The sequence below is a fragment of the Vagococcus sp. 211 genome (assembly GCF_056322705.1).
Genome location: NZ_CM150475.1, coordinates 332,457 through 350,959 on the forward strand (window position 1 = coordinate 332,457; position 18,503 = coordinate 350,959).

Below are 18,503 nucleotides of genomic sequence, written 5' to 3' on the forward strand. Positions count from 1 at the left end.
ATATCAATTAATAAGGGGAATGTAATATTATGGGGAAAATTGATCCAAGAGTTATAAAAACTCGTAAAAAGTTGAGACAGGCTTTTCTAGAACTGTTGAAAACACGCCGATTAAACGAGATGAACATTAAAGATTTAACCAATCAAGCAGGTGTAACACGTGGGACGTTTTATTTACACTATCGTGACAAAGATACCTTTGTAGAAACAATCATGGAAGAAATCATTGAAGATTTCTATGAAAAAGTGATTGAATACACACCGTTTGAAGAAGACCAAGAGAAAATGATTCCACACATGACACTTGTTAATGTGTTTGAATACATTGGAGAGTCACCTGAATTCTTCGTTACGTTATTAAAAGAAAATGACGCTGAAGTTTACCGTAATCTATTTAGTGATAAAATTTATGATTTTATTTTACAACATGTGAATTACAGTAATTCAATTCCAGTAAGAAAAGTACCAAAAGAGATTTTAACTAACTTTTTAGTGTACGCTTTATTAGGAATTGCTGATGCATGGGTAGTAGAAGGTCAAATTTACGCGAATCATTATATGGCAACAAATGTTACTAAATTATTCCGTTCAGAATTATTTGATGAGATTGGTTTATCAGAATTCTTTGTGGCTGAAATTGAAGCTCAATAAAAAAAGATATGAAAGTAAGGTCGAATTAACTTGACCTTGCTTTTTTTATTTGGTACAATTCTAATGTTGTAATTGTGTGCACCACAACTACAACCGCACAAATTAAGTACAAGAACACGAAAGTGTCGCTTATGCTGGCGAGTCTAAGTAAAGAGAAGGAGGTGCGAAACAAACATGTATGCTATTGTAAAAACTGGTGGAAAACAAGTTAAAGTTGAAGTAGGTCAAGCAATTTACGTTGAAAAATTAAACGTAGAAGCTGGCGAAAAAGTTGTGTTTGATGAGGTCGTTTTAGTAGGTGGCGAAACAACAAAAATTGGTACGCCAATCGTTGAAGGTGCAACTGTTGAAGGAACTGTTGAAAAACAAGGAAAACAAAAGAAAGTTGTAACTTACAAGTACAAACCTAAAAAAGATTCTCACCGTAAGCAAGGACATCGTCAACCTTACACTAAAGTGATGATCAACGCGATTAATGCCTAATTTTTAGAAAGTAGGTATCATTGTGATCCAAGCTGAATTTAAAAAAAACAGTCAAAATGACTATATATCTTTCGAAATGAAGGGCCATGCAGATGCGGGACCTTATGGGTATGATATTGTGTGTGCAGCATGTTCTGCTTTGTCTGTTAATGCAGTTAATAGTTTAGAACAGTTAGCCAACTATCAACCTATTGTTGAAGTGTCTGATGGGTACTTGTATTTTGAAGTGATTTCCGAATTGTCTTCAGAACAACAGAGTATTACTAATCTTTTAATTGAAAGTTTAGTTATTGGCTTGCAGTCAATTGAAGATGACAATCAAAAATTTATCAAAGTAATAACTACTATCTAAGGAGGTGCGCTCATGTTGAAAATGAATTTACAATTATTCGCCCATAAAAAAGGTGGAGGTTCTACTACCAACGGTCGTGATTCACAATCAAAACGTTTAGGAGCTAAACGTGCTGATGGACAAACTGTTTCAGGTGGTTCAATTCTTTATCGTCAACGTGGAACTAAGATTTATCCTGGTACTAACGTTGGTCGTGGTGGCGACGATACATTATACGCTAAAGTTGAAGGCGTTGTCCGTTTTGAAAGAAAAGGACGCGACAAAACTCAAGTTTCTGTGTATCCAGTAGCTAAATAATGAAGTAATGACGGATGATATCCATGGATATCATCCGTTTTTTTGTATTTGTTTTTAAAAGAGTCTGATGTTTGTTATAATGGAATGACAGCTAATGATGGGAGTTCTTATATATAATGGAAGAAAGAATAAAGAATTTAAGAAAAAGAATGAAGGAAGAAGAAGTAGCTAGTTACTTGGTTACAGATCCTTTTAATTTAAGGTACTTAACAGGGTTCACTGGCACGACAGGTGTTGGGTTAATTACGTTAGACGACGCTTTTTTTATTACAGATTTTAGATACACTGAGCAAGCAGCTACACAATGTGTGGGCTATACAATAGTAGAAAATAAAACACCGATTTTTGATGTGGTTGCGGATCTATTAGAAAGTAGAAATGTAGAAACCTTAGCTTTTGAGGAAAATCATATAACGTTCCAACAGTATGTTCAGTTAGAAATGCTGTTAGAATCAGAACTGATTCCTGTTTCTGGATGGGTAGAGAATTTAAGAGAAATCAAAGATGAAACAGAAGTTAACATCATCAAACAGGCGTGTCAAATTGCTGATAACGCGTTTCAACATATTTTAACGTATATTGAAGCTGGAATGACAGAAATTCAGGTAGCAAATGAGCTTGATTTCTTTATGCGTAGTCAAGGAGCGACAGGCGTTTCCTTTACAACCATTGTGGCTAGTGGACTTCGCTCTGCTTTACCTCATGGTGTTGCTAGTGATAAAGTGATTGAACAAGGGGATTTGATAACCTTGGATTTTGGTTGCTACTACGAAGGGTATGTGTCCGACATGACTCGAACCATCTCTTTAGGAGAGCCTTCAGAAAAATTAAAAGAAATGTATCATGTGGTCTTAGAAGCACAAGAAAGAGTGCTTGCTGAAGCTAAGCCTGGGATGACTGGAAGAGAGTTAGATGAGGTAGCGCGAGGGTACATTGCTGAAAAAGGATACGGAGATGCCTTTGGACATTCTACGGGTCATGGGATTGGGCTTGATATTCATGAAGGGCCAAATGTCTCTAAAATGTCAGAGAAGCGTTTCGTCCCGGGGAATGTCATAACGAATGAACCGGGGATTTATTTGCCTGGAATTGGCGGCGTTCGTATTGAAGATGACATGTTAGTCACAGAAACTGGTGTGGAGAGATTGACACAATCACCAAAAGAGCTTATTATTTTATAGATAGAGATAGATAAATTAGGAGGCCGAAATATGATTTCTGTAAATGACTTAAAAACAGGCTTAACCATTGAAGTTGATGGGAACATCTACCGAGTAATTGAGTTCCAACATGTGAAACCTGGTAAGGGTGCCGCATTTGTTAGAACGAAGTTAAAGAATCTGAGGAATGGCAACACGGCTGAAAAAACGTTTCGAGGCGGAGAAAAAGTAGGGAAAGCACAAATTAATAATAATAAGATGCAATACCTCTATGAATCTGCTGGTAATCACATTTTTATGGATATGACGACTTATGAACAGCTAGAACTTCCAGAGGAACAACTGACAGAAGAATTACAATACTTGTTAGAAAATAGCGAATGTAATATAGTGATGTACGGAACTGAAATATTAGGCGTGGATTTACCTAATACTGTAGAATTAGAAGTAGCGGCGACGGAACCAGGGATTCGTGGAGATACATCATCAGGAGGCTCTAAGCCTGCAACGATGGAAACAGGACTGACAGTACAAGTCCCATTCTTTATTAACGAAGGCGACCATTTGGTTATTAATACAAATGATGGTTCCTATGTTTCTCGTGCTTAAAAACTGAAGGAGGAAGACAAAGATGACTGAGAATAAGAATTTGGTATTAAATAATGATGATCAAGATTTTGGTGGAGAAATTGTTATAGCTCCTGAAGTGTTAGAAATTATTGTAGGGATTGCAGCATCTAAGGTAGACGGTGTTTATGGGATGCGAGGCAACCTAGCTTCTAATGTGACAGAATTATTTGGTGGCTCTGTTCATGATAAAGGAGTCTCTTTAACAAATGAAGAGGGTAACATCAAGATTAATCTATACTGCTATTTAGACTACGGCGTATCAGTGCCTAAAGTGGCCATTGATATGCAAGAAAAAGTGAAACAGCAAGTTCTTTATATGACAGATTTAGAAATTTCTGAAGTGAACGTACATGTTGTAGGTATCGTTCCAGAAAAAACGAAAATGCCAAATTTAGATGAGCTGTTTGATACTGAAGATGAGGAAGACTAGAGTGGAATTTACGAGACATCAATTAAGAGAAATGGCTTTTCAAGCCCTATTTTCAATGTTGTACAAAACAGACGTTACCGCTGATCAAGCCATTGATCACGTGTTGGATTACAATGTGAACATGGAATTGGAAGAAGCTATCGAACAACCTATGTATTTACGTGTTTCTGTTGAAGGGGTAACAACCAATCAAACAGAGATTGATGCGTTGATCCAAACGCATTTAAAGGGCTGGAAAATCAACCGTATTTCTAAAGCTGATTTAATTATTTTAAGATTAGCGATATTTGAAATGTTATATCTATCGGATATACCAAGCAAAGTATCTTTAAACGAAGCATTAGAATTAGCGAAAGAATTTAGTGATGACGAATCACGCCGTTTTATCAATGGTGTATTATCATCAGTTATGGCAGACTTAGACTCGAACAAATAATATTTGTTCGGGTTTTTTATTAGTTTTAAAGGCTTCTTATTTTATGCTAGAATAGGACTAAGTATCACTTACGAGGAGGCGTCAACATGGGGAAGATAATTGATGGAAAAAAAGTATCGTTGCAATTGCAAGATGAGTTGAAACAAGAAGTTGCACGTTGGCGTGAGATGGGACAACGTGTTCCTAAATTAGAGGTGATTTTAATTGGCGATGACTCTGCTAGTCACGTGTATGTTAAAAATAAAGAAGCGGCAGCTGCGAGGATTGGGATTGAATCAAGAGTTGAGCGATTGCCAGAGACAACAACAGAATCTGCGTTGTTAGAAAGAATTGCAGCGTATAATCAAGATGAGTCCGTTGATGGTATATTAGTGCAATTACCATTGCCGAAACATATTAATGAAGAAAAGGTTCTATTAGCGATTTCTCACGAGAAAGACGTAGATGGGTTTCATCCTTTGAATATGGGACATTTGTTTGTTGGGAATCCAGACAAGATTCCGTGTACACCGTATGGCATTATGACGCTGTTATCAGCCTACGACATTGATCCTAAAGGGAAAGATGTGGTTGTGGTAGGACGAAGTAATATTGTGGGCAAACCAATGGCTCAATTACTACTTAATGCAGGTGGGACAGTGACCATTACTCATTCTCAAACAAGAGAGTTAAAAGAAGTGACCAAGCGGGCAGATATATTAATCGTGGCTATCGGTGTGGGGGAATTTATAACAGGCGAGCATGTTAAAGAAGGCGCTGTGGTAGTAGACGTTGGGATGAATAGAAATGCTGAAGGGAAGCTTGTTGGAGATGTGCTGTTTTCAGAAGTAGAACCTTTGGCAAGTTATATTACACCCGTTCCTGGCGGTGTGGGTCCAATGACGATTGCTATGTTAATGGAACAAACAGTGAGTAACGTAAGAAAAATTCATGATGGGAATGTTTAATATGACGGCGGAAAATTATTTATCTGTCACAGCTCTGACAAAATATTTGAAAGCAAAATTTGATAAAGATCCTTACTTAGATAGAGTGTATCTTACAGGAGAAATATCTAATTTTCGTAAGCGTCCCAATGCCCATCAATATTTTAGTTTGAAAGACGACAAAGCTAAGATATCAGCGGTTATGTTTAAGGGTGCCTTTGGTCAATTGAAATTTCAACCAGAAGAAGGGATGAAAGTTCTTGTTGTTGGACGTATTTCCCTTTACGAGGCGAGTGGAAATTATCAAATGTATGTGGAACATATGGAACCTGATGGTGTAGGTGCTCTGTATAAGGCTTTGGAACAAAGAAAAATAGCCCTTCAAAGTGAAGGGTTATTTAAAGAAATTCACAAGCAACCCTTGCCCATGTATCCTAAACGAATTGCGGTGATAACTAGTCCGAGTGGTGCTGTTATCAAGGATATTATGACAACGGTGAAACGCCGGTACCCGATTGCGCAATTAGTCGTTTTTCCAACCTTGGTACAAGGAGATAAAGCCGCCGGGGATATTGTAAAACGGATTAAGCAAATGGATGAGCTTGGGGATTTTGATACGGCAATTGTGGCACGCGGTGGCGGTTCTATTGAAGATTTGTGGCCGTTTAATGAAGAGGCCGTAGCGAGAGCTATTTTCGAAGCAAGAACACCTATTATTTCTTCTGTCGGGCATGAAACGGATGTGACGATTGCTGATTTGGTCGCTGATGTTAGAGCGGCAACACCTACCGCTGCGGCTGAATTATCTGTTCCTGTTTTGACAGAGGAGATAATGAAGGTGTCAGATAGGGAAAAACGATTGTACCAAGCATTAAACAATCAGTTGAAAATGAAGCAACAACAATTAGATTATATTAAAGACACCCCAGTATTTAAACAACCTCAACGACTGTATGATGCATTTTCAGTGCAAGTCGATCAATTGACAGTGGCGTTAGAACATAGTTTAGAATCATTGGTCGCAAAACAAGAAAAAGAATGGCAAGGGTTAACGCAACGATTAATGTTAGTCCATCCAGAACGCAGTGTGACGTACCATCAACAGGCGCTTCTCAATTTACAGGAACGTTTGGAATATGGAATGAAGCAGCAGTTAAAAGGAAACAGTCACAAATTAGGACAACTAGTTGGGAAATTAGACACTCTAAGCCCACTGAAGACAATGTCTAGAGGCTACAGTTATGTGTCAGTCGAAAATCATATTGTAACGAGTGTGTCTGAATTGTCTGTTGGTCAAGGAGTCGAAATAGAAATGCATGATGGTGTGCTATATGGCACAATCAATGACATAAAACAAGAAGAGAAGGAATGAGACGATGGCTGAAAAAAAAGAGTTAACATTCGAAGAGTCGATGAGAGAGCTAGAACTTATTGTTAAGGGATTAGAAACAGGAGATGTCCCCTTAGAACAAGCGTTAGAACAATTTAAAAAAGGGATAGAACTGAGTCGATCATGTCAAGAAACCCTAGTAAAAGCAGAAGAGACGTTAACCCATATGATGTCTGAAAATGGTAAAGAAGTTGTCTTTGAAGGCGAAGGAGAATAGAGATGACAGATAGCTATAAATTATTTGCTAAAGAGCAGATCCCTTTAGTGGAACATGCTATGGTTCAGTTCATCGAAGAGGTAGGGAGTTCAGAGTTACTATTAGAATCCATGACCTATTCTGTGACAGCTGGAGGGAAAAAATTTAGAGCGTTGTTACTATTAGCCACATTGGATTTTTTCAACGTATCTTTTGATAAGAATCATTACGGTGTGGCAGCGGCCCTAGAAATGATTCATACGTATTCTTTAATTCATGATGATTTACCTGCCATGGATGATGATGACTTAAGAAGAGGGAAGCCGACCAATCATAAGGTGTTTGGTGAAGGCATAGCTATTTTAGCCGGGGATGCGTTATTAACAGAGGCGTTTTGTCTTATTGCGAATCTAAGGATAGACAGTTCGATCCGGACAGAGTTGATTAGAGCTTTGGCTAAAGCTTCAGGGAGTCAAGGCATGATTGCGGGACAAGTAATGGATATCTCTGGTGAAAACAAAAAGATCTCGTTGAAAGAACTACAAGAGATGCATGCTAAAAAAACCGGGGCGCTGATTCGATTTGCTGTTGAAGGTGGTTTGATTCTTTCAGGAGCAACTCATGACGTGCGTAAATGGTTATTAGCCTATGCTGATAATATCGGTATTGCTTTTCAAGTGAGAGATGACTTGTTAGATGTGGTCGGAGATGAGGCGTCTTTAGGTAAACGAGTGGGTGCAGATGCAGAACACCAAAAAAATACCTATGTCTCATTATTAGGCTTATCAGGAGCTGAAAAAGCGTTTGCCAATCATTGTGATTTAGCGGAACGTTCCCTAATGAAGGCAAAAGAAGAACTAAATAAAACAGAAGCAACCTTATTGGAAGCTATCTTAGAAGAATTGCGGGTAATATAATGGGAGAAAAAATAGGCAAAGAACGCATTGATGTCTTGTTGGTGCAACAAGGCTTATGTGAAACAAGAGAAAAAGCGAAACGTACAGTGATGGCAGGTTTAGTCTGTGATGAAAAAAATCAAAGGTATGACAAACCTGGAGAAAAAGTGCCTCAAACAACAGTCCTCAGATTAAAGGGCCAAGTGTTAAAATATGTTTCACGTGGCGGTTTGAAATTAGAAAAAGCGATTGACGTCTTTGGTATTGATTTTCAGGACAAAATCTTGTTAGATATCGGTTCGTCTACAGGAGGCTTTACTGATGCAGCTCTACAAAACGGGGCGACCCTAAGTTACGCATTAGATGTGGGGTCTAATCAATTGGCATGGAAACTGAGACAAGATGAGCGAGTAGAAGTCATGGAAAAAACCAATTTCCGTTATGTTACTCCTGATAATTTTCAAAAAGGGCAGCCGACAGTTGCGACCATCGATGTCTCGTTTATTTCTTTGCGACTTATTTTACCCGTATTGAAAGAGATATTGTCAAAAGAGGGTGAAGTGGTTGCTTTGATCAAACCGCAATTTGAAGCTGGTAAAGATCAAGTAGGTAAAAAAGGGGTTATTCGTGATAGCAAAGTACATTTATCCGTTCTTGAAGGGGTTCTTCAGTTTGTGACGGCCTTTGGGTACAATGTGGTTGCGTTGGATTATTCTCCGATTACAGGTGGGGATGGGAATATTGAATTCTTAGCTCACTTGAAGCCAGTGGAAGGTGAAGGGGATTATATGGTGTCTCGGACACCAGAAGAGGTTGTTAAATCAGCACATGGACAACTAAGAGGGTAATTAGTAGAGATTATATTATGTGAAAAGAAGGTGTCACGAGTGATACAAGAATTATCAGTTCAAGATTTTGCGATTATTTCGAATTTAAATATTACTTTCAAAGATGGCATGACCACGTTAACAGGAGAAACCGGTGCGGGTAAATCGATTATTATTGACGCGATGGGTTTGCTTGTTGGGGGTCGAGGTTCAGCAGATTTTGTAAGAAAAGGCGCTGAAAAATGCCGCATCGAAGGGTCTTTCTTTGTCGAGCATCAGGAAGAATTAGAACGTAAATTAAATGACATAGGCATTGAAATGGACGATAATGTTGTGTTTTTACAACGTGAAATTTTTCGAAGTGGTCGTAATAATTGCCGAATCAACGGCCAGTTAGTGAATACAAAAACGTTAAGAGATGTGGGGCGATGGTTAGTGGATATTCACGGCCAAAATGAGCATCAGGAACTAATGCAAGCTCACGCTCACTTATCGCTATTAGATAGCTTTTCTACAACACGTATTCCTCGGATCCTATTAACATACAAAGAAGTGTTCCATCGGTACGATAATCTGCGTAAGGAAATAGATCATTACTTAAAAAATGAGAAAGAATACGCTCAGCGAATGGATATGTTGTCGTTTCAATACGAAGAAATTGAAGGAGCGGCGTTGGTCGAGCAAGAAGAAGACCGGTTAATTGAGACTCGAAATAAGCTAATGAATTTTCAAAAAATAGCTGACTCATTAAAAATTGCTTATTCAGCTGTTGAAGGTGAAGGCGATAGAGCCCTTGATATGGCAGGGACAGCGATGAATGCTATTAATAGTATTGAAGAATTAGACTCGGAATATGTTGAAGTAGGGGAATTACTTAGAACGAGTTATTATTCGTTACAAGAAGCCGCTACTACGTTGTCTTCATTAATGGATAACTTAGAAATGGATGAAGAGAAATTATTAGAAATAGACACGCGACTAGACTTGATTAGACAACTGAAACGAAAATATGGTAATTCAGTCGCGGATATTTTAGACTATTTTGAAACAATTAAAGAGGAGCTTGGGTTGGATTCTGAACTTAACTTTAATATTGAGGCGAGACAAGAAGAACTGAGCGCTCTTGAAGAACAGCTGGATAGTTTGTCTAAAGAACTAACAGAAGAAAGACGTGTGGTGGCTAGGAAGTTAGAGAAGGATGTCATGATTCAGTTGAAAGAGTTGTACATGGAAAATACGACTTTTGAAGTCATGTTTTATCCCTTAGATCACTACGTTGAAACAGGGTTAGACCGAGTGGAATTTTATATTTCAACTAATATTGGAGAAGAATTAAAACCGTTAGTAAAAGTGGCTTCTGGTGGAGAGCTGTCTCGGATTATGTTGGCATTGAAAACAATTTTTTCTCAGTCTAATGAAATTACAAGTATTGTCTTTGATGAGGTAGATACTGGAGTTAGTGGGCGCGTGGCCCAAGCTATCGCAGAAAAGATACACCAAGTGGGGCGTAATTCTCAAGTGTTGTGTATTACTCACTTACCTCAGGTCGCAGCTGTTTCAGATATGCAATACTTTATTGAAAAGCGAGTGATTGACGAACGAACAGAAACACGTATTCGAGAGTTAACAGAAGAAGAGCGGGTGCGAGAAATTGCTAGAATGCTATCTGGTAGTGAAATTACGCCACTTACTTTAGAACACGCTAATGAACTACTGGAATTAGCTAAGAATAAATAAAAACAGGGATGGAGGTTCTCCATTCCTGTTTTTTAGATGACACCTAGACTTGCTAAGGCTGCGATAAGTGAACCGCCAACCATTGTGATAAGCATGACCCAAATGACAACTTTAGTAATTTTGGCAAAACGGCTCGTTGGTTTTTTATCCATTAATAGACACTTCCTTTGAATTATTCTTCCCATAGTTTACAACGTATCGGTTTGAAATAGCAAGGTTTTTAGACAATAGGACTTAAAATAAAAGAGAAACTAAAAAAATTTGAATGGGCTTATGATATAGCATATAATGTTGTAAGTAACTATAATAACAAGAGTATCAGGTGATATCCTGGACGAAGCGATTGAGTCTAATAAATCAGACAGTAACAATGGCAGAGGAGACGAGTATGATAACTTTTAATTTAACGACGTTCTTTTGGTACCTATTTCCAATAGTGGTGTTTGTCGTTTGTTCGTGGATAGTAAAGAAAACCATGTTGAATGACAAATATGGTATTAAAGCACCAGACATTGCGACGCCTTTTTTACTTGTGGGCATTCACTATATTTCAAAAGCGACATTTGATGAAAGCTTTTTACCTTATGTCTTATTGATGATTTTGTTGATTGGTATGCTAGTAGTTGTTTTTCAAGCGTATCAATTTCATGAAATTAAGTATAAGCGTTATTTTAAGATGCTTTGGCGCATTGTCTTTTTAGTAACATTATTGATTTATATCTTGTTGGTAATTGTTAGTATTATCACTTTTTTAACTATCGCATAATGGAGACAATATCTAGTTTATTACTAGAATTGTCTTTTTTTGTACATTTAATACAGTTAGATAACAATTGTTAATTTTTTTTATAAGAATGTGGTAGAAAGTGGGTGGATGTGGTAGACTAGTCCTAGTAAGTGGCAAGATGAGGTGACAGCTAATGTTTATGGGAGAATTTCAACATAACATTGATTCAAAAGGACGTCTCATTGTTCCTTCAAAATTGCGAGAAGACTTGGGTGACACGTTTATCGTAACGCGAGGGATGGATGGGTGTCTATTTGGCTATCCTCTAGAAGAATGGCGTGTCTTAGAAGATAAGATGAAAGAGATGCCATTGTCTAAGAAAGAAGCAAGAACCTTCGTTCGATTCTTTTACTCTGCCGCTACAGAATGTGAAATTGATAAACAAGGTCGTATTAATGTTCCGTCCAATCTAAGAACTTATGCTCAATTGGAAAAGGCATGTGTGATTATTGGCGTCTCTAACCGAATTGAAATTTGGAGTGAGGAACGTTGGTCTGAATTTACAATAGAAGCAGAAGAGAATTTTGACGAAATCGCAGAAAATATGATTGATTTCGGATTTTAAATAAACAGTTGGAGTTAAAAATTATGACGGAAACATTTTCACATATCACTGTACTATTAAAAGAAACAGTAGACGGACTTAATATCAAACCAAATGGTATCTATGTAGACTGCACACTTGGTGGTGCTGGACACAGTGAGTATTTGTTGTCTCAATTAACTGATGGTGGTCATTTATACGCCTTTGATCAAGATGAAACAGCGATTAACCATGCTAACAAAAAATTAGAAACATACGTTGCATCGGGACAAGTAACGTTTATTCAAAATAACTTTAGACACTTAAAAGCCTCTTTGGCTGATCATGGTGTAACAAAAATTGATGGTATTCTTTATGATTTAGGTGTATCTTCACCGCAATTAGATGAAGCAGAGCGTGGTTTTAGTTATCATCAAGACGCACCTCTAGACATGAGAATGGACCAAAGTGCGTCATTAACGGCTTATGATGTTGTGAATGACTACCCGTATGAAAAGCTAGTTAAGATCTTTTTTAGATACGGAGAAGAGAAGTTTTCCAAACAAATTGCTCGCGTGATTGAAAGAGAGCGAGAAGTAAAACCCATTGAAACAACAGGAGAGCTTGTAGACTTAATTAAAGAAGCTATTCCCGCTCCAGCGAGACGCAAGGGTGGACATCCCGCTAAACGTGTCTTCCAAGCCATTCGAATTGAAGTTAACAGTGAACTAGACGTTATTGGCGAGTCAATGGAACAAGCCATCGATTTATTAAAAAAAGAGGGACGCATTAGTGTTATTACTTTCCATTCTTTAGAAGATAAAATCGTTAAAAACTTATACAAAGAATACAGTCAACCACAGGATTTACCACCAGGATTACCTGTTGTTCCAGTGGAATATCAACCTGTATTAAAACTAGTTAATCGTAAACCAATCGTTGCTTCGGATGAAGAATTAGAGATGAACAACCGATCGAGAAGCGCTAAGTTAAGAATTGCTGAAAAAGTAAAAGATTGAAAGGATGGGTGAGGATGTCTCTGCCTGAAAAACAAAGTTATCACGAAACAGAATATGAGCACTCACAACCATCGGAACAACCAAGACAGTTATTAGAAGCTGTCCCACCAATGGTTCCTCAAAGTAGGTTGAAAAAAGTGAGTAAATTAGAAAAAATAATTTTTGCTGCTTTCATTGTGACTCTATTGTTTCTATCGATTGCAACAATTAAGATAACCACAGCGATTAATAAAGAAGAACAGTTAATAACAAGTGTGAAATCTGACATGGATGACAACATAAGAACAATTGAAAAATTGGAGCAAGAAAAAAATGAATTGTTGAGAGCAGAACGAGTGAAAACCATCGCAGGAAATGCTGGTATCGAACTACACGAAGACAATATAAGGAAAATAAAGTAATGAAGAATTTTTTAAAGAAGTTAAATCAAAAAATACAAAGTAAAAGTTTAAGCCCTACTGAAAATAGAAAACGAGTAGGATTTGTCCTGTTAGGAACAACTCTACTCGTTTTTTCTATTTTTGCGCTTAGATTTACCTATATTATTAGTGTAGGTAAAGTAGGTAAGAATAGTTTAGATGAAAAAAGACAAGCATTATATCAAGGAAGTAGCGTTATCAAAGCAAAACGGGGGACCATCTATGATAGAAATGGTCAAGCAATTGCTGAAGATGCTACTTCCTATTCGTTATACGCTGAGTTAAGTAAGGACTACATTGGTATTAAAGGTGTTGAGTTGTTTGTTCATGAGAAAGACCATGAAAAAATAGCAGAGATTCTTTACAAGCACGCAGGTGTTGAGAAAAGCTTAACGATGGATCAATTGCAACCTAAGAAAAACAAAGATGGCAAAGTCATTAGCTATGTTGAATTTGGTTCAAAAGGCAAGAATTTAAGTCTACAAACCAAAAAAAGCATCGAAGAAGAACTTGAAAAAAATAAAATTACAGGGATTTATTTTACTGAACACCCTGCACGTATGTATCAGAACGGTGCTTTTGCTTCTTATCTGATTGGGTATGCCCAAGTAGAAGATAACGATCAAAAAGATACCGTCATCAGTGGTGAAAAGGGCATGGGCATTGAGAAAGCCTATGATGATATTCTAAAAGGAAAAGATGGCAAGAAATTTTTCCAAAAAGACAGTCGTGGTAATGAGTTACCAGGCTCAGTCATCATTGACAAAGAAGCTCAAGATGGACAAGATATTTATACAACCTTAGACAGTAATTTACAGGTGCGCTTAGAGGATGCAATGAATGAAGTTATGGATAAATCAGCACCAAAAGACATTACAGCCATGTTAATGGATGCTAAGACGGGAGAAATCCTCGCTGCATCACAACGTCCGACCTTTGATCCTCAAACAAAAGAAGGATTGTCTGAAGAAGAAGGAAAACCAAAGCCTGTTTGGGAAAACCTATTAATGGAATCTCCCTTTGAACCAGGTTCTACAATGAAAGTCTTTACAATCGCTGCGGCGATGGACACTAATAAACTAGATGAGAATGAAAGTTTTAATTCCGGAAGTATCCAAATTGGGGATGTGAAAATCAATGATTGGAAACCAGAAGGAAAAGGTATTCTAAATTATAGACAAGCCTTTTCTTGGTCTAGTAACGTGGGGATGGTCTTATTAGAAGATAAGATGGGACCGATATGGCAAGATTATATGCAACGTTTTGGTTTTGCTCAAACAACGAAATCAGGCCTACCAAATGAAAAACCGGGATACATACAAGATAAGTATCCTGTAGACAGAGCCATGACCTCCTTTGGACAAGCTGTGGCAGTAACGGACTTCCAAATGATGCAAGGTTTTACAGCGATTGCGAATAAAGGAACCATGTTACAACCACAGTACATCAAAAAGATTACTAAAGAAGATAAGACAGAAGAAGTCTTTGGGCCAAAAGAAGTTGGGAAACCGATTAAACCAGAAACAGCGACACGTGTGTTAGATTACATGACAAGCGTTGTGGAGGACCCGGATTACGGGACAGGCTATGATATTTATAACATCCCAGGTATGAATGTCTCAGCTAAAACAGGGACAGCTCAGATTTCTGAGAATGGTCAGTATTTAAATGGTGCGTACGACTATGTCTATTCAGTTGTACAAATTGCACCAACAGAAGATCCGCAATATATTATGTATGTCACACTACGCCAACCGAACATTACGGCTGAAACAGGCATACCACAGCAACTAGTAGCAGAAATTTCAAACAGTACGTTGAAGCACGCTTTCCAAGTGGATGCCTCAGCTGTAGATAATCAAAAGGAAAGTGATGAGTAAATGATGAATACAGAATTATTAATCCCTATATCGTTAGGGTTTGCCTTTGTTTTAATGGTAATGCCTCTTTTTATCGGATTTTTCAAAGCAAAAAAAATGGGGCAAGCAATTAGAGAAGCAGGTCCTAAAGGGCATCAAGTGAAATCAGGAACACCGACTATGGGCGGGATGGTTTTTCTTTTTAGTATTGTTTTAACGTCGATTATTATGGGGATTTGGAAAGACCAATTAACCACAGGCTTATGGATGGTGTTATTCATCTTAGCGTTATATGGAGGCTTAGGTTTTATTGATGACTTCATTAAGGTTTTCAAAAAACGGAACCTTGGCTTGAATTCTAAACAAAAATTAATCGGTCAAATCATTGGCGGTATTGTTTTGTACATGGCATTAAAACCAATGGGATTGTCAAACGAATTGTATGTTCCATTTATCGGAGACGTTAATTTTGGTATCTTATATGCCTTCTTCCTTGTTTTTTGGCTGGTAGGTTTCTCTAATGCTGTGAATTTAACAGATGGTATTGATGGTCTTGTAGCAGGATTAGGAACGATTTCTTTTGGGACGTATGCTATTATTGCAACAAAACAAGAGCAAATCGATGTGTTGATCATTTGTCTAGCGGCGATGGGCGCTTTGTTAGGTTTCCTTGTGTACAATAAAAAACCTGCTAAGATTTTTATGGGAGATGTTGGGTCATTAGCTCTAGGAGGTATGCTAGCAACGATTTCTATCTTGCTACACCAAGAGTGGACATTGTTACTCATCGGATTAGTTTATGTCTTAGAAACCTTAAGTGTCATGATTCAAGTCACATCGTTTAAATTAACAGGCAAACGTGTTTTCAAAATGTCACCCATTCATCATCACTTTGAGTTAAGTGGTTGGTCAGAATGGAAAATTGATATTGTTTTTTGGATAGTAGGATTAGTCATGTCAGGAATAACATTAGCTATATTATATGTGTAAGGAGATTGAAATCGGATGAAAGCAACAACGAAGTATGAGAATAAAAAAGTACTTGTTTTAGGGTTAGCTAGGAGTGGTGTTGCTGCTGCAAAATTGTTAAATCATTTAGGCGCATTTGTAACAGTAAACGATGCTAAAAGTATTGAAGGCAACGAAGAGGCAAATGAGTTGCTAGAAAATGGGGTGACAATTATTGCAGGAAGTCATCCGGTAGATCTTCTTGATGAAGGGTTTAGTCTAATTGTTAAAAATCCAGGGATTCCTTATACGAATCCTATTCTCGAACAAGCAATAGAACGCAAGATACCAATTATGACAGAGGTTGAACTGGCTTACCAAGTAAGTGAAGCGCCAATTGTTGGCATTACAGGAACCAATGGTAAAACAACTACTACGACAATGATTGGTAAAATATTAGAACAAAGCAACTTATACCATAAGGTGAGTCTTGCTGGAAACATTGGGTTCCCAGCAAGCGAAGTTGTGACAGAGGCAATAGATACAGATATTTTAATTACAGAATTATCTAGCTTCCAACTAATGGGAGTCGAACAGTTTAAGCCGGAGATTGCTGTTATAACGAATTTATTTGAAGCCCATCTAGATTACCATGGTAGCCGGAAAGAATACGTTAAAGCCAAATGGAACATTCAAAATAATATGACAGCGTCTGATTGTTTAGTGTTTAATGCTAATCAAGAAGAACTCATTGAGTTAGCGCGTACAACCGAAGCGAAACTTGTGCCATTTTCTAGCGAAAGAAAAGTTACGACAGGCGCCTATTTAGAAGAAGGTAAATTGTACTATCAAGAAGAGTACATTATGGACGGGAAAGACTTAGGTGTACCAGGTATTCATAATATTGAAAATGCGCTGGCGGCGATATGTGTTGCTAAGCTACTGGATACGCCTAATGCAGTGATTAAAGAAAGCTTAATGTGTTTTTCTGGCGTGCCTCATAGAACAGAGTATTTAGGAACCTTTGAAGGTCGCAAAGTGTATAATGATTCAAAAGCAACAAACATCTTAGCTACACAAAGAGCGTTAAGTGGGTTTGATAATCAAGAGGTTGTTCTCATAGCAGGTGGTTTAGACCGAGGTAACGACTTCGTAGAACTTGAACCAGATTTGATTGGTTTAAAAGGCATGGTTGTTATGGGGGAGACCGCTGATAAACTAGCAGAGTCTGCCAAACATGTTGGGATTAAACACATAGAAAAAGCCCAAAATATGACAGAAGCTGTGAGTAAAGCATTTGAGCTGAGTGAGGCAGAAAGTGTTATACTATTATCACCCTCTTGTGCAAGCTGGGATCAATACAAAAATTTTGAAATAAGAGGCGACGCATTTGCCTCAGCTATTAAACAAAGACATAGCTAGAATTAGGAGAAGATATGAAAGTTTTATTATCAGGTGGCGGTACAGGTGGACACATTTATCCGGCTTTAGCCCTTATAGATTATATTAAAGAACAACATCCAGAAACAGAATTTTTGTATGTTGGAACTAAAAAAGGCTTAGAAAGCAAGATTGTACCAGATAAGGATATTCCGTTTGAAACTATTGAGATTCAAGGGTTTAGACGTACTTTATCAATGGATAATGTGAAAACAGTAACCTTATTTATTAAAGGAATTAAGGAATCAAAGAAAATTATTAAAGAATTCAAACCAGATATCGTCATTGGGACAGGTGGGTATGTGTGTGCACCGATTGTGTATGCTGCTCATAAATTAAAAATTCCTACGCTGATACATGAACAAAACAGTGTCGCTGGAATGACTAATAAGTTCTTATCACGATACGTCGATAAGATTGGTATTTGTTTTCCAGATGTCGCAACGGATTTTCCAAAAGAGAAAGTAGTTTTAGTAGGGAACCCTCGCGCACAAGAGGTTGCCAATGTAGGTAAAAGTGATGTGTTAATGGAGTATGGCCTAGAACCATCTAAAAAGACAGTTGTCATTTTTGGTGGTAGTCGAGGTGCGTTAACCATTAATAACGGCATGAAAGAAGCCTTGCCCTTATTTGAAAAAGAAGGGTATCAAACACTCTATGCCTCAGGTAATTTGTATTACGATGAAGTGAGTCAATTAGCAGAAAACATGACATGTTCACACGTTAAAGTGGTTCCTTATATTAAGAACATGGAGCATGTTTTAGCAAACGTTGATTTGGTTGTTGGACGAGCAGGGGCTACTTCTTTAGCAGAAATTACAGCTTTAGGTCTCCCTTCTATTTTGATACCAAGTCCTAATGTAACAAATGATCATCAAACAAAAAATGCTAATAGCTTGGTACAGGTAAATGCTGCTAAGATGATACGAGATAGTGAACTAACAGGAGCTGTATTGGTCAAAGAAGTCAATGGTATCATGAACAACGATGACGTAAGACAAGAGATGGCAAAAGCCTCTAAAGAACAAGGAATTCCTGATGCAAGTCAACGGATTTACCAATTGATAGAAAGTCTTACCTCTTAGGAAGGAGCTTGTG

General features: G+C 37.7%; 23 protein-coding genes and 1 other annotated feature. Of the genes, 22 read left to right on the forward strand and 1 reads right to left on the reverse strand.

Annotation, left to right across the window (positions count from 1 at the left end):
* Nucleotides 1-29 precede the first annotated feature (29 nt).
* The 14 genes from ACVWM0_RS01685 to recN all read left to right on the forward strand — a co-directional run bounded on the left by ACVWM0_RS01685 (nucleotide 30) and on the right by recN (nucleotide 10,410).
* Entirely contained in the window at nucleotides 30-650 is a 621-nt protein-coding gene (locus ACVWM0_RS01685; protein ID WP_476472924.1) for a TetR/AcrR family transcriptional regulator, read from the forward strand.
* An 81-nt stretch (nucleotides 651-731) separates the two neighbouring features.
* Nucleotides 732-805, forward strand: a sequence feature (ribosomal protein L21 leader region).
* A 19-nt stretch (nucleotides 806-824) separates the two neighbouring features.
* Entirely contained in the window at nucleotides 825-1,133 is a 309-nt protein-coding gene (rplU, locus tag ACVWM0_RS01690; RefSeq protein WP_476472925.1) for a 50S ribosomal protein L21, read from the forward strand.
* Between the two features lie 22 nt (nucleotides 1,134-1,155).
* On the forward strand, nucleotides 1,156-1,485 hold the full coding sequence (locus tag ACVWM0_RS01695) for a ribosomal-processing cysteine protease Prp (RefSeq protein ID WP_476472926.1): 330 nt from the start codon (nucleotides 1,156-1,158) through the stop codon (nucleotides 1,483-1,485).
* 12 nt (nucleotides 1,486-1,497) lie between these two features.
* Nucleotides 1,498-1,782, forward strand: coding sequence for a 50S ribosomal protein L27 (rpmA, locus tag ACVWM0_RS01700; protein WP_476472927.1), 285 nt, complete (start codon nucleotides 1,498-1,500; stop codon nucleotides 1,780-1,782).
* Between the two features lie 116 nt (nucleotides 1,783-1,898).
* Complete coding sequence (locus ACVWM0_RS01705) at nucleotides 1,899-2,963, forward strand: M24 family metallopeptidase (RefSeq protein ID WP_476472928.1); 1,065 nt, start codon at nucleotides 1,899-1,901, stop codon at nucleotides 2,961-2,963.
* Between the two features lie 30 nt (nucleotides 2,964-2,993).
* Nucleotides 2,994-3,551: an elongation factor P gene (gene efp, locus ACVWM0_RS01710; protein WP_476472929.1), complete on the forward strand. Its 558-nt coding sequence runs from the start codon at nucleotides 2,994-2,996 to the stop codon at nucleotides 3,549-3,551.
* A 22-nt stretch (nucleotides 3,552-3,573) separates the two neighbouring features.
* Complete coding sequence (locus ACVWM0_RS01715; protein WP_476472930.1) at nucleotides 3,574-4,002, forward strand: Asp23/Gls24 family envelope stress response protein; 429 nt, start codon at nucleotides 3,574-3,576, stop codon at nucleotides 4,000-4,002.
* Between the two features lies 1 nt (nucleotide 4,003).
* Complete coding sequence (gene nusB, locus ACVWM0_RS01720; protein ID WP_476472931.1) at nucleotides 4,004-4,438, forward strand: transcription antitermination factor NusB; 435 nt, start codon at nucleotides 4,004-4,006, stop codon at nucleotides 4,436-4,438.
* Between the two features lie 86 nt (nucleotides 4,439-4,524).
* On the forward strand, nucleotides 4,525-5,385 hold the full coding sequence (gene folD / locus ACVWM0_RS01725; RefSeq protein WP_476472932.1) for a bifunctional methylenetetrahydrofolate dehydrogenase/methenyltetrahydrofolate cyclohydrolase FolD: 861 nt from the start codon (nucleotides 4,525-4,527) through the stop codon (nucleotides 5,383-5,385).
* A 1-nt stretch (nucleotide 5,386) separates the two neighbouring features.
* Nucleotides 5,387-6,736: an exodeoxyribonuclease VII large subunit gene (gene xseA / locus ACVWM0_RS01730; protein ID WP_476472933.1), complete on the forward strand. Its 1,350-nt coding sequence runs from the start codon at nucleotides 5,387-5,389 to the stop codon at nucleotides 6,734-6,736.
* Nucleotides 6,737-6,740: 4 nt separating this feature from the next.
* Entirely contained in the window at nucleotides 6,741-6,971 is a 231-nt protein-coding gene (locus tag ACVWM0_RS01735; RefSeq protein WP_476472934.1) for an exodeoxyribonuclease VII small subunit, read from the forward strand.
* A gap of 2 nt (nucleotides 6,972-6,973) precedes the next feature.
* Nucleotides 6,974-7,867: a polyprenyl synthetase family protein gene (locus tag ACVWM0_RS01740; RefSeq protein ID WP_476472935.1), complete on the forward strand. Its 894-nt coding sequence runs from the start codon at nucleotides 6,974-6,976 to the stop codon at nucleotides 7,865-7,867.
* The gene (locus tag ACVWM0_RS01745; protein ID WP_476472936.1) at nucleotides 7,867-8,694 is read left to right on the forward strand and encodes a TlyA family RNA methyltransferase; all 828 of its coding nucleotides are present in this window, start codon (nucleotides 7,867-7,869) and stop codon (nucleotides 8,692-8,694) included. The genes ACVWM0_RS01740 and ACVWM0_RS01745 overlap by 1 nt, the downstream gene beginning before the upstream one ends.
* Nucleotides 8,695-8,733: 39 nt before the next feature.
* Nucleotides 8,734-10,410, forward strand: a complete 1,677-nt coding sequence (gene recN, locus ACVWM0_RS01750) for a DNA repair protein RecN (RefSeq protein WP_476472937.1) — start codon at nucleotides 8,734-8,736, stop codon at nucleotides 10,408-10,410.
* A 32-nt stretch (nucleotides 10,411-10,442) separates the two neighbouring features.
* On the opposite strand, the gene ACVWM0_RS01755 is transcribed toward recN, so the two are convergent.
* A complete protein-coding gene (locus ACVWM0_RS01755; protein ID WP_476472938.1) occupies nucleotides 10,443-10,562 on the reverse strand; it encodes a DUF4044 domain-containing protein in 120 nt (39 codons plus the stop codon).
* A 236-nt stretch (nucleotides 10,563-10,798) separates the two neighbouring features.
* Here ACVWM0_RS01755 and ACVWM0_RS01760 point away from each other — a divergent pair, with 236 nt between their 5' ends.
* From ACVWM0_RS01760 to murG, 8 genes are all read left to right on the forward strand, one after another.
* Nucleotides 10,799-11,176 carry a DUF3397 domain-containing protein gene (locus ACVWM0_RS01760; RefSeq protein ID WP_476472939.1) on the forward strand — a complete coding sequence of 126 codons (378 nt, stop codon included), beginning with the start codon at nucleotides 10,799-10,801 and terminating at the stop codon, nucleotides 11,174-11,176.
* Between the two features lie 154 nt (nucleotides 11,177-11,330).
* The gene (gene mraZ, locus ACVWM0_RS01765; RefSeq protein WP_476472940.1) at nucleotides 11,331-11,762 is read left to right on the forward strand and encodes a division/cell wall cluster transcriptional repressor MraZ; all 432 of its coding nucleotides are present in this window, start codon (nucleotides 11,331-11,333) and stop codon (nucleotides 11,760-11,762) included.
* A 23-nt stretch (nucleotides 11,763-11,785) separates the two neighbouring features.
* Nucleotides 11,786-12,739: a 16S rRNA (cytosine(1402)-N(4))-methyltransferase RsmH gene (gene rsmH, locus ACVWM0_RS01770; protein ID WP_476472941.1), complete on the forward strand. Its 954-nt coding sequence runs from the start codon at nucleotides 11,786-11,788 to the stop codon at nucleotides 12,737-12,739.
* A 14-nt stretch (nucleotides 12,740-12,753) separates the two neighbouring features.
* Nucleotides 12,754-13,140, forward strand: coding sequence for a cell division protein FtsL (locus ACVWM0_RS01775; RefSeq protein ID WP_476472942.1), 387 nt, complete (start codon nucleotides 12,754-12,756; stop codon nucleotides 13,138-13,140).
* Nucleotides 13,140-15,038 carry a peptidoglycan D,D-transpeptidase FtsI family protein gene (locus ACVWM0_RS01780; protein WP_476472943.1) on the forward strand — a complete coding sequence of 633 codons (1,899 nt, stop codon included), beginning with the start codon at nucleotides 13,140-13,142 and terminating at the stop codon, nucleotides 15,036-15,038. The genes ACVWM0_RS01775 and ACVWM0_RS01780 overlap by 1 nt, the downstream gene beginning before the upstream one ends.
* A complete protein-coding gene (mraY, locus tag ACVWM0_RS01785; RefSeq protein ID WP_476472944.1) occupies nucleotides 15,039-16,007 on the forward strand; it encodes a phospho-N-acetylmuramoyl-pentapeptide-transferase in 969 nt (322 codons plus the stop codon). It abuts the gene before it with no gap.
* A gap of 15 nt (nucleotides 16,008-16,022) precedes the next feature.
* A complete protein-coding gene (gene murD, locus ACVWM0_RS01790) occupies nucleotides 16,023-17,387 on the forward strand; it encodes a UDP-N-acetylmuramoyl-L-alanine--D-glutamate ligase (RefSeq protein ID WP_476472945.1) in 1,365 nt (454 codons plus the stop codon).
* Between the two features lie 14 nt (nucleotides 17,388-17,401).
* Nucleotides 17,402-18,490: an undecaprenyldiphospho-muramoylpentapeptide beta-N-acetylglucosaminyltransferase gene (gene murG, locus ACVWM0_RS01795; protein WP_476472946.1), complete on the forward strand. Its 1,089-nt coding sequence runs from the start codon at nucleotides 17,402-17,404 to the stop codon at nucleotides 18,488-18,490.
* The last annotated feature ends 13 nt before the right edge of the window (nucleotides 18,491-18,503 follow it).

Bases quoted from the DNA above. Each gene is read 5' to 3' on its own strand.
- ACVWM0_RS01685 (WP_476472924.1), top strand. From the start codon at position 30: ATGGGGAAAATTGATCCAAGAGTTATAAAAACTCGTAAAAAGTTGAGA.
- rplU (WP_476472925.1), top strand. From the start codon at position 825: ATGTATGCTATTGTAAAAACTGGTGGAAAACAAGTTAAAGTTGAAGTA.
- rpmA (WP_476472927.1), top strand. From the start codon at position 1,498: ATGTTGAAAATGAATTTACAATTATTCGCCCATAAAAAAGGTGGAGGT.
- ACVWM0_RS01705 (WP_476472928.1), top strand. From the start codon at position 1,899: ATGGAAGAAAGAATAAAGAATTTAAGAAAAAGAATGAAGGAAGAAGAA.
- efp (WP_476472929.1), top strand. From the start codon at position 2,994: ATGATTTCTGTAAATGACTTAAAAACAGGCTTAACCATTGAAGTTGAT.
- ACVWM0_RS01715 (WP_476472930.1), top strand. From the start codon at position 3,574: ATGACTGAGAATAAGAATTTGGTATTAAATAATGATGATCAAGATTTT.
- folD (WP_476472932.1), top strand. From the start codon at position 4,525: ATGGGGAAGATAATTGATGGAAAAAAAGTATCGTTGCAATTGCAAGAT.
- xseA (WP_476472933.1), top strand. From the start codon at position 5,387: ATGACGGCGGAAAATTATTTATCTGTCACAGCTCTGACAAAATATTTG.
- ACVWM0_RS01735 (WP_476472934.1), top strand. From the start codon at position 6,741: ATGGCTGAAAAAAAAGAGTTAACATTCGAAGAGTCGATGAGAGAGCTA.
- ACVWM0_RS01740 (WP_476472935.1), top strand. From the start codon at position 6,974: ATGACAGATAGCTATAAATTATTTGCTAAAGAGCAGATCCCTTTAGTG.
- ACVWM0_RS01745 (WP_476472936.1), top strand. From the start codon at position 7,867: ATGGGAGAAAAAATAGGCAAAGAACGCATTGATGTCTTGTTGGTGCAA.
- ACVWM0_RS01755 (WP_476472938.1), bottom strand. From the start codon at position 10,562: ATGGATAAAAAACCAACGAGCCGTTTTGCCAAAATTACTAAAGTTGTC.
- ACVWM0_RS01760 (WP_476472939.1), top strand. From the start codon at position 10,799: ATGATAACTTTTAATTTAACGACGTTCTTTTGGTACCTATTTCCAATA.
- mraZ (WP_476472940.1), top strand. From the start codon at position 11,331: ATGTTTATGGGAGAATTTCAACATAACATTGATTCAAAAGGACGTCTC.
- rsmH (WP_476472941.1), top strand. From the start codon at position 11,786: ATGACGGAAACATTTTCACATATCACTGTACTATTAAAAGAAACAGTA.
- ACVWM0_RS01775 (WP_476472942.1), top strand. From the start codon at position 12,754: ATGTCTCTGCCTGAAAAACAAAGTTATCACGAAACAGAATATGAGCAC.
- ACVWM0_RS01780 (WP_476472943.1), top strand. From the start codon at position 13,140: ATGAAGAATTTTTTAAAGAAGTTAAATCAAAAAATACAAAGTAAAAGT.
- mraY (WP_476472944.1), top strand. From the start codon at position 15,039: ATGATGAATACAGAATTATTAATCCCTATATCGTTAGGGTTTGCCTTT.
- murD (WP_476472945.1), top strand. From the start codon at position 16,023: ATGAAAGCAACAACGAAGTATGAGAATAAAAAAGTACTTGTTTTAGGG.
- murG (WP_476472946.1), top strand. From the start codon at position 17,402: ATGAAAGTTTTATTATCAGGTGGCGGTACAGGTGGACACATTTATCCG.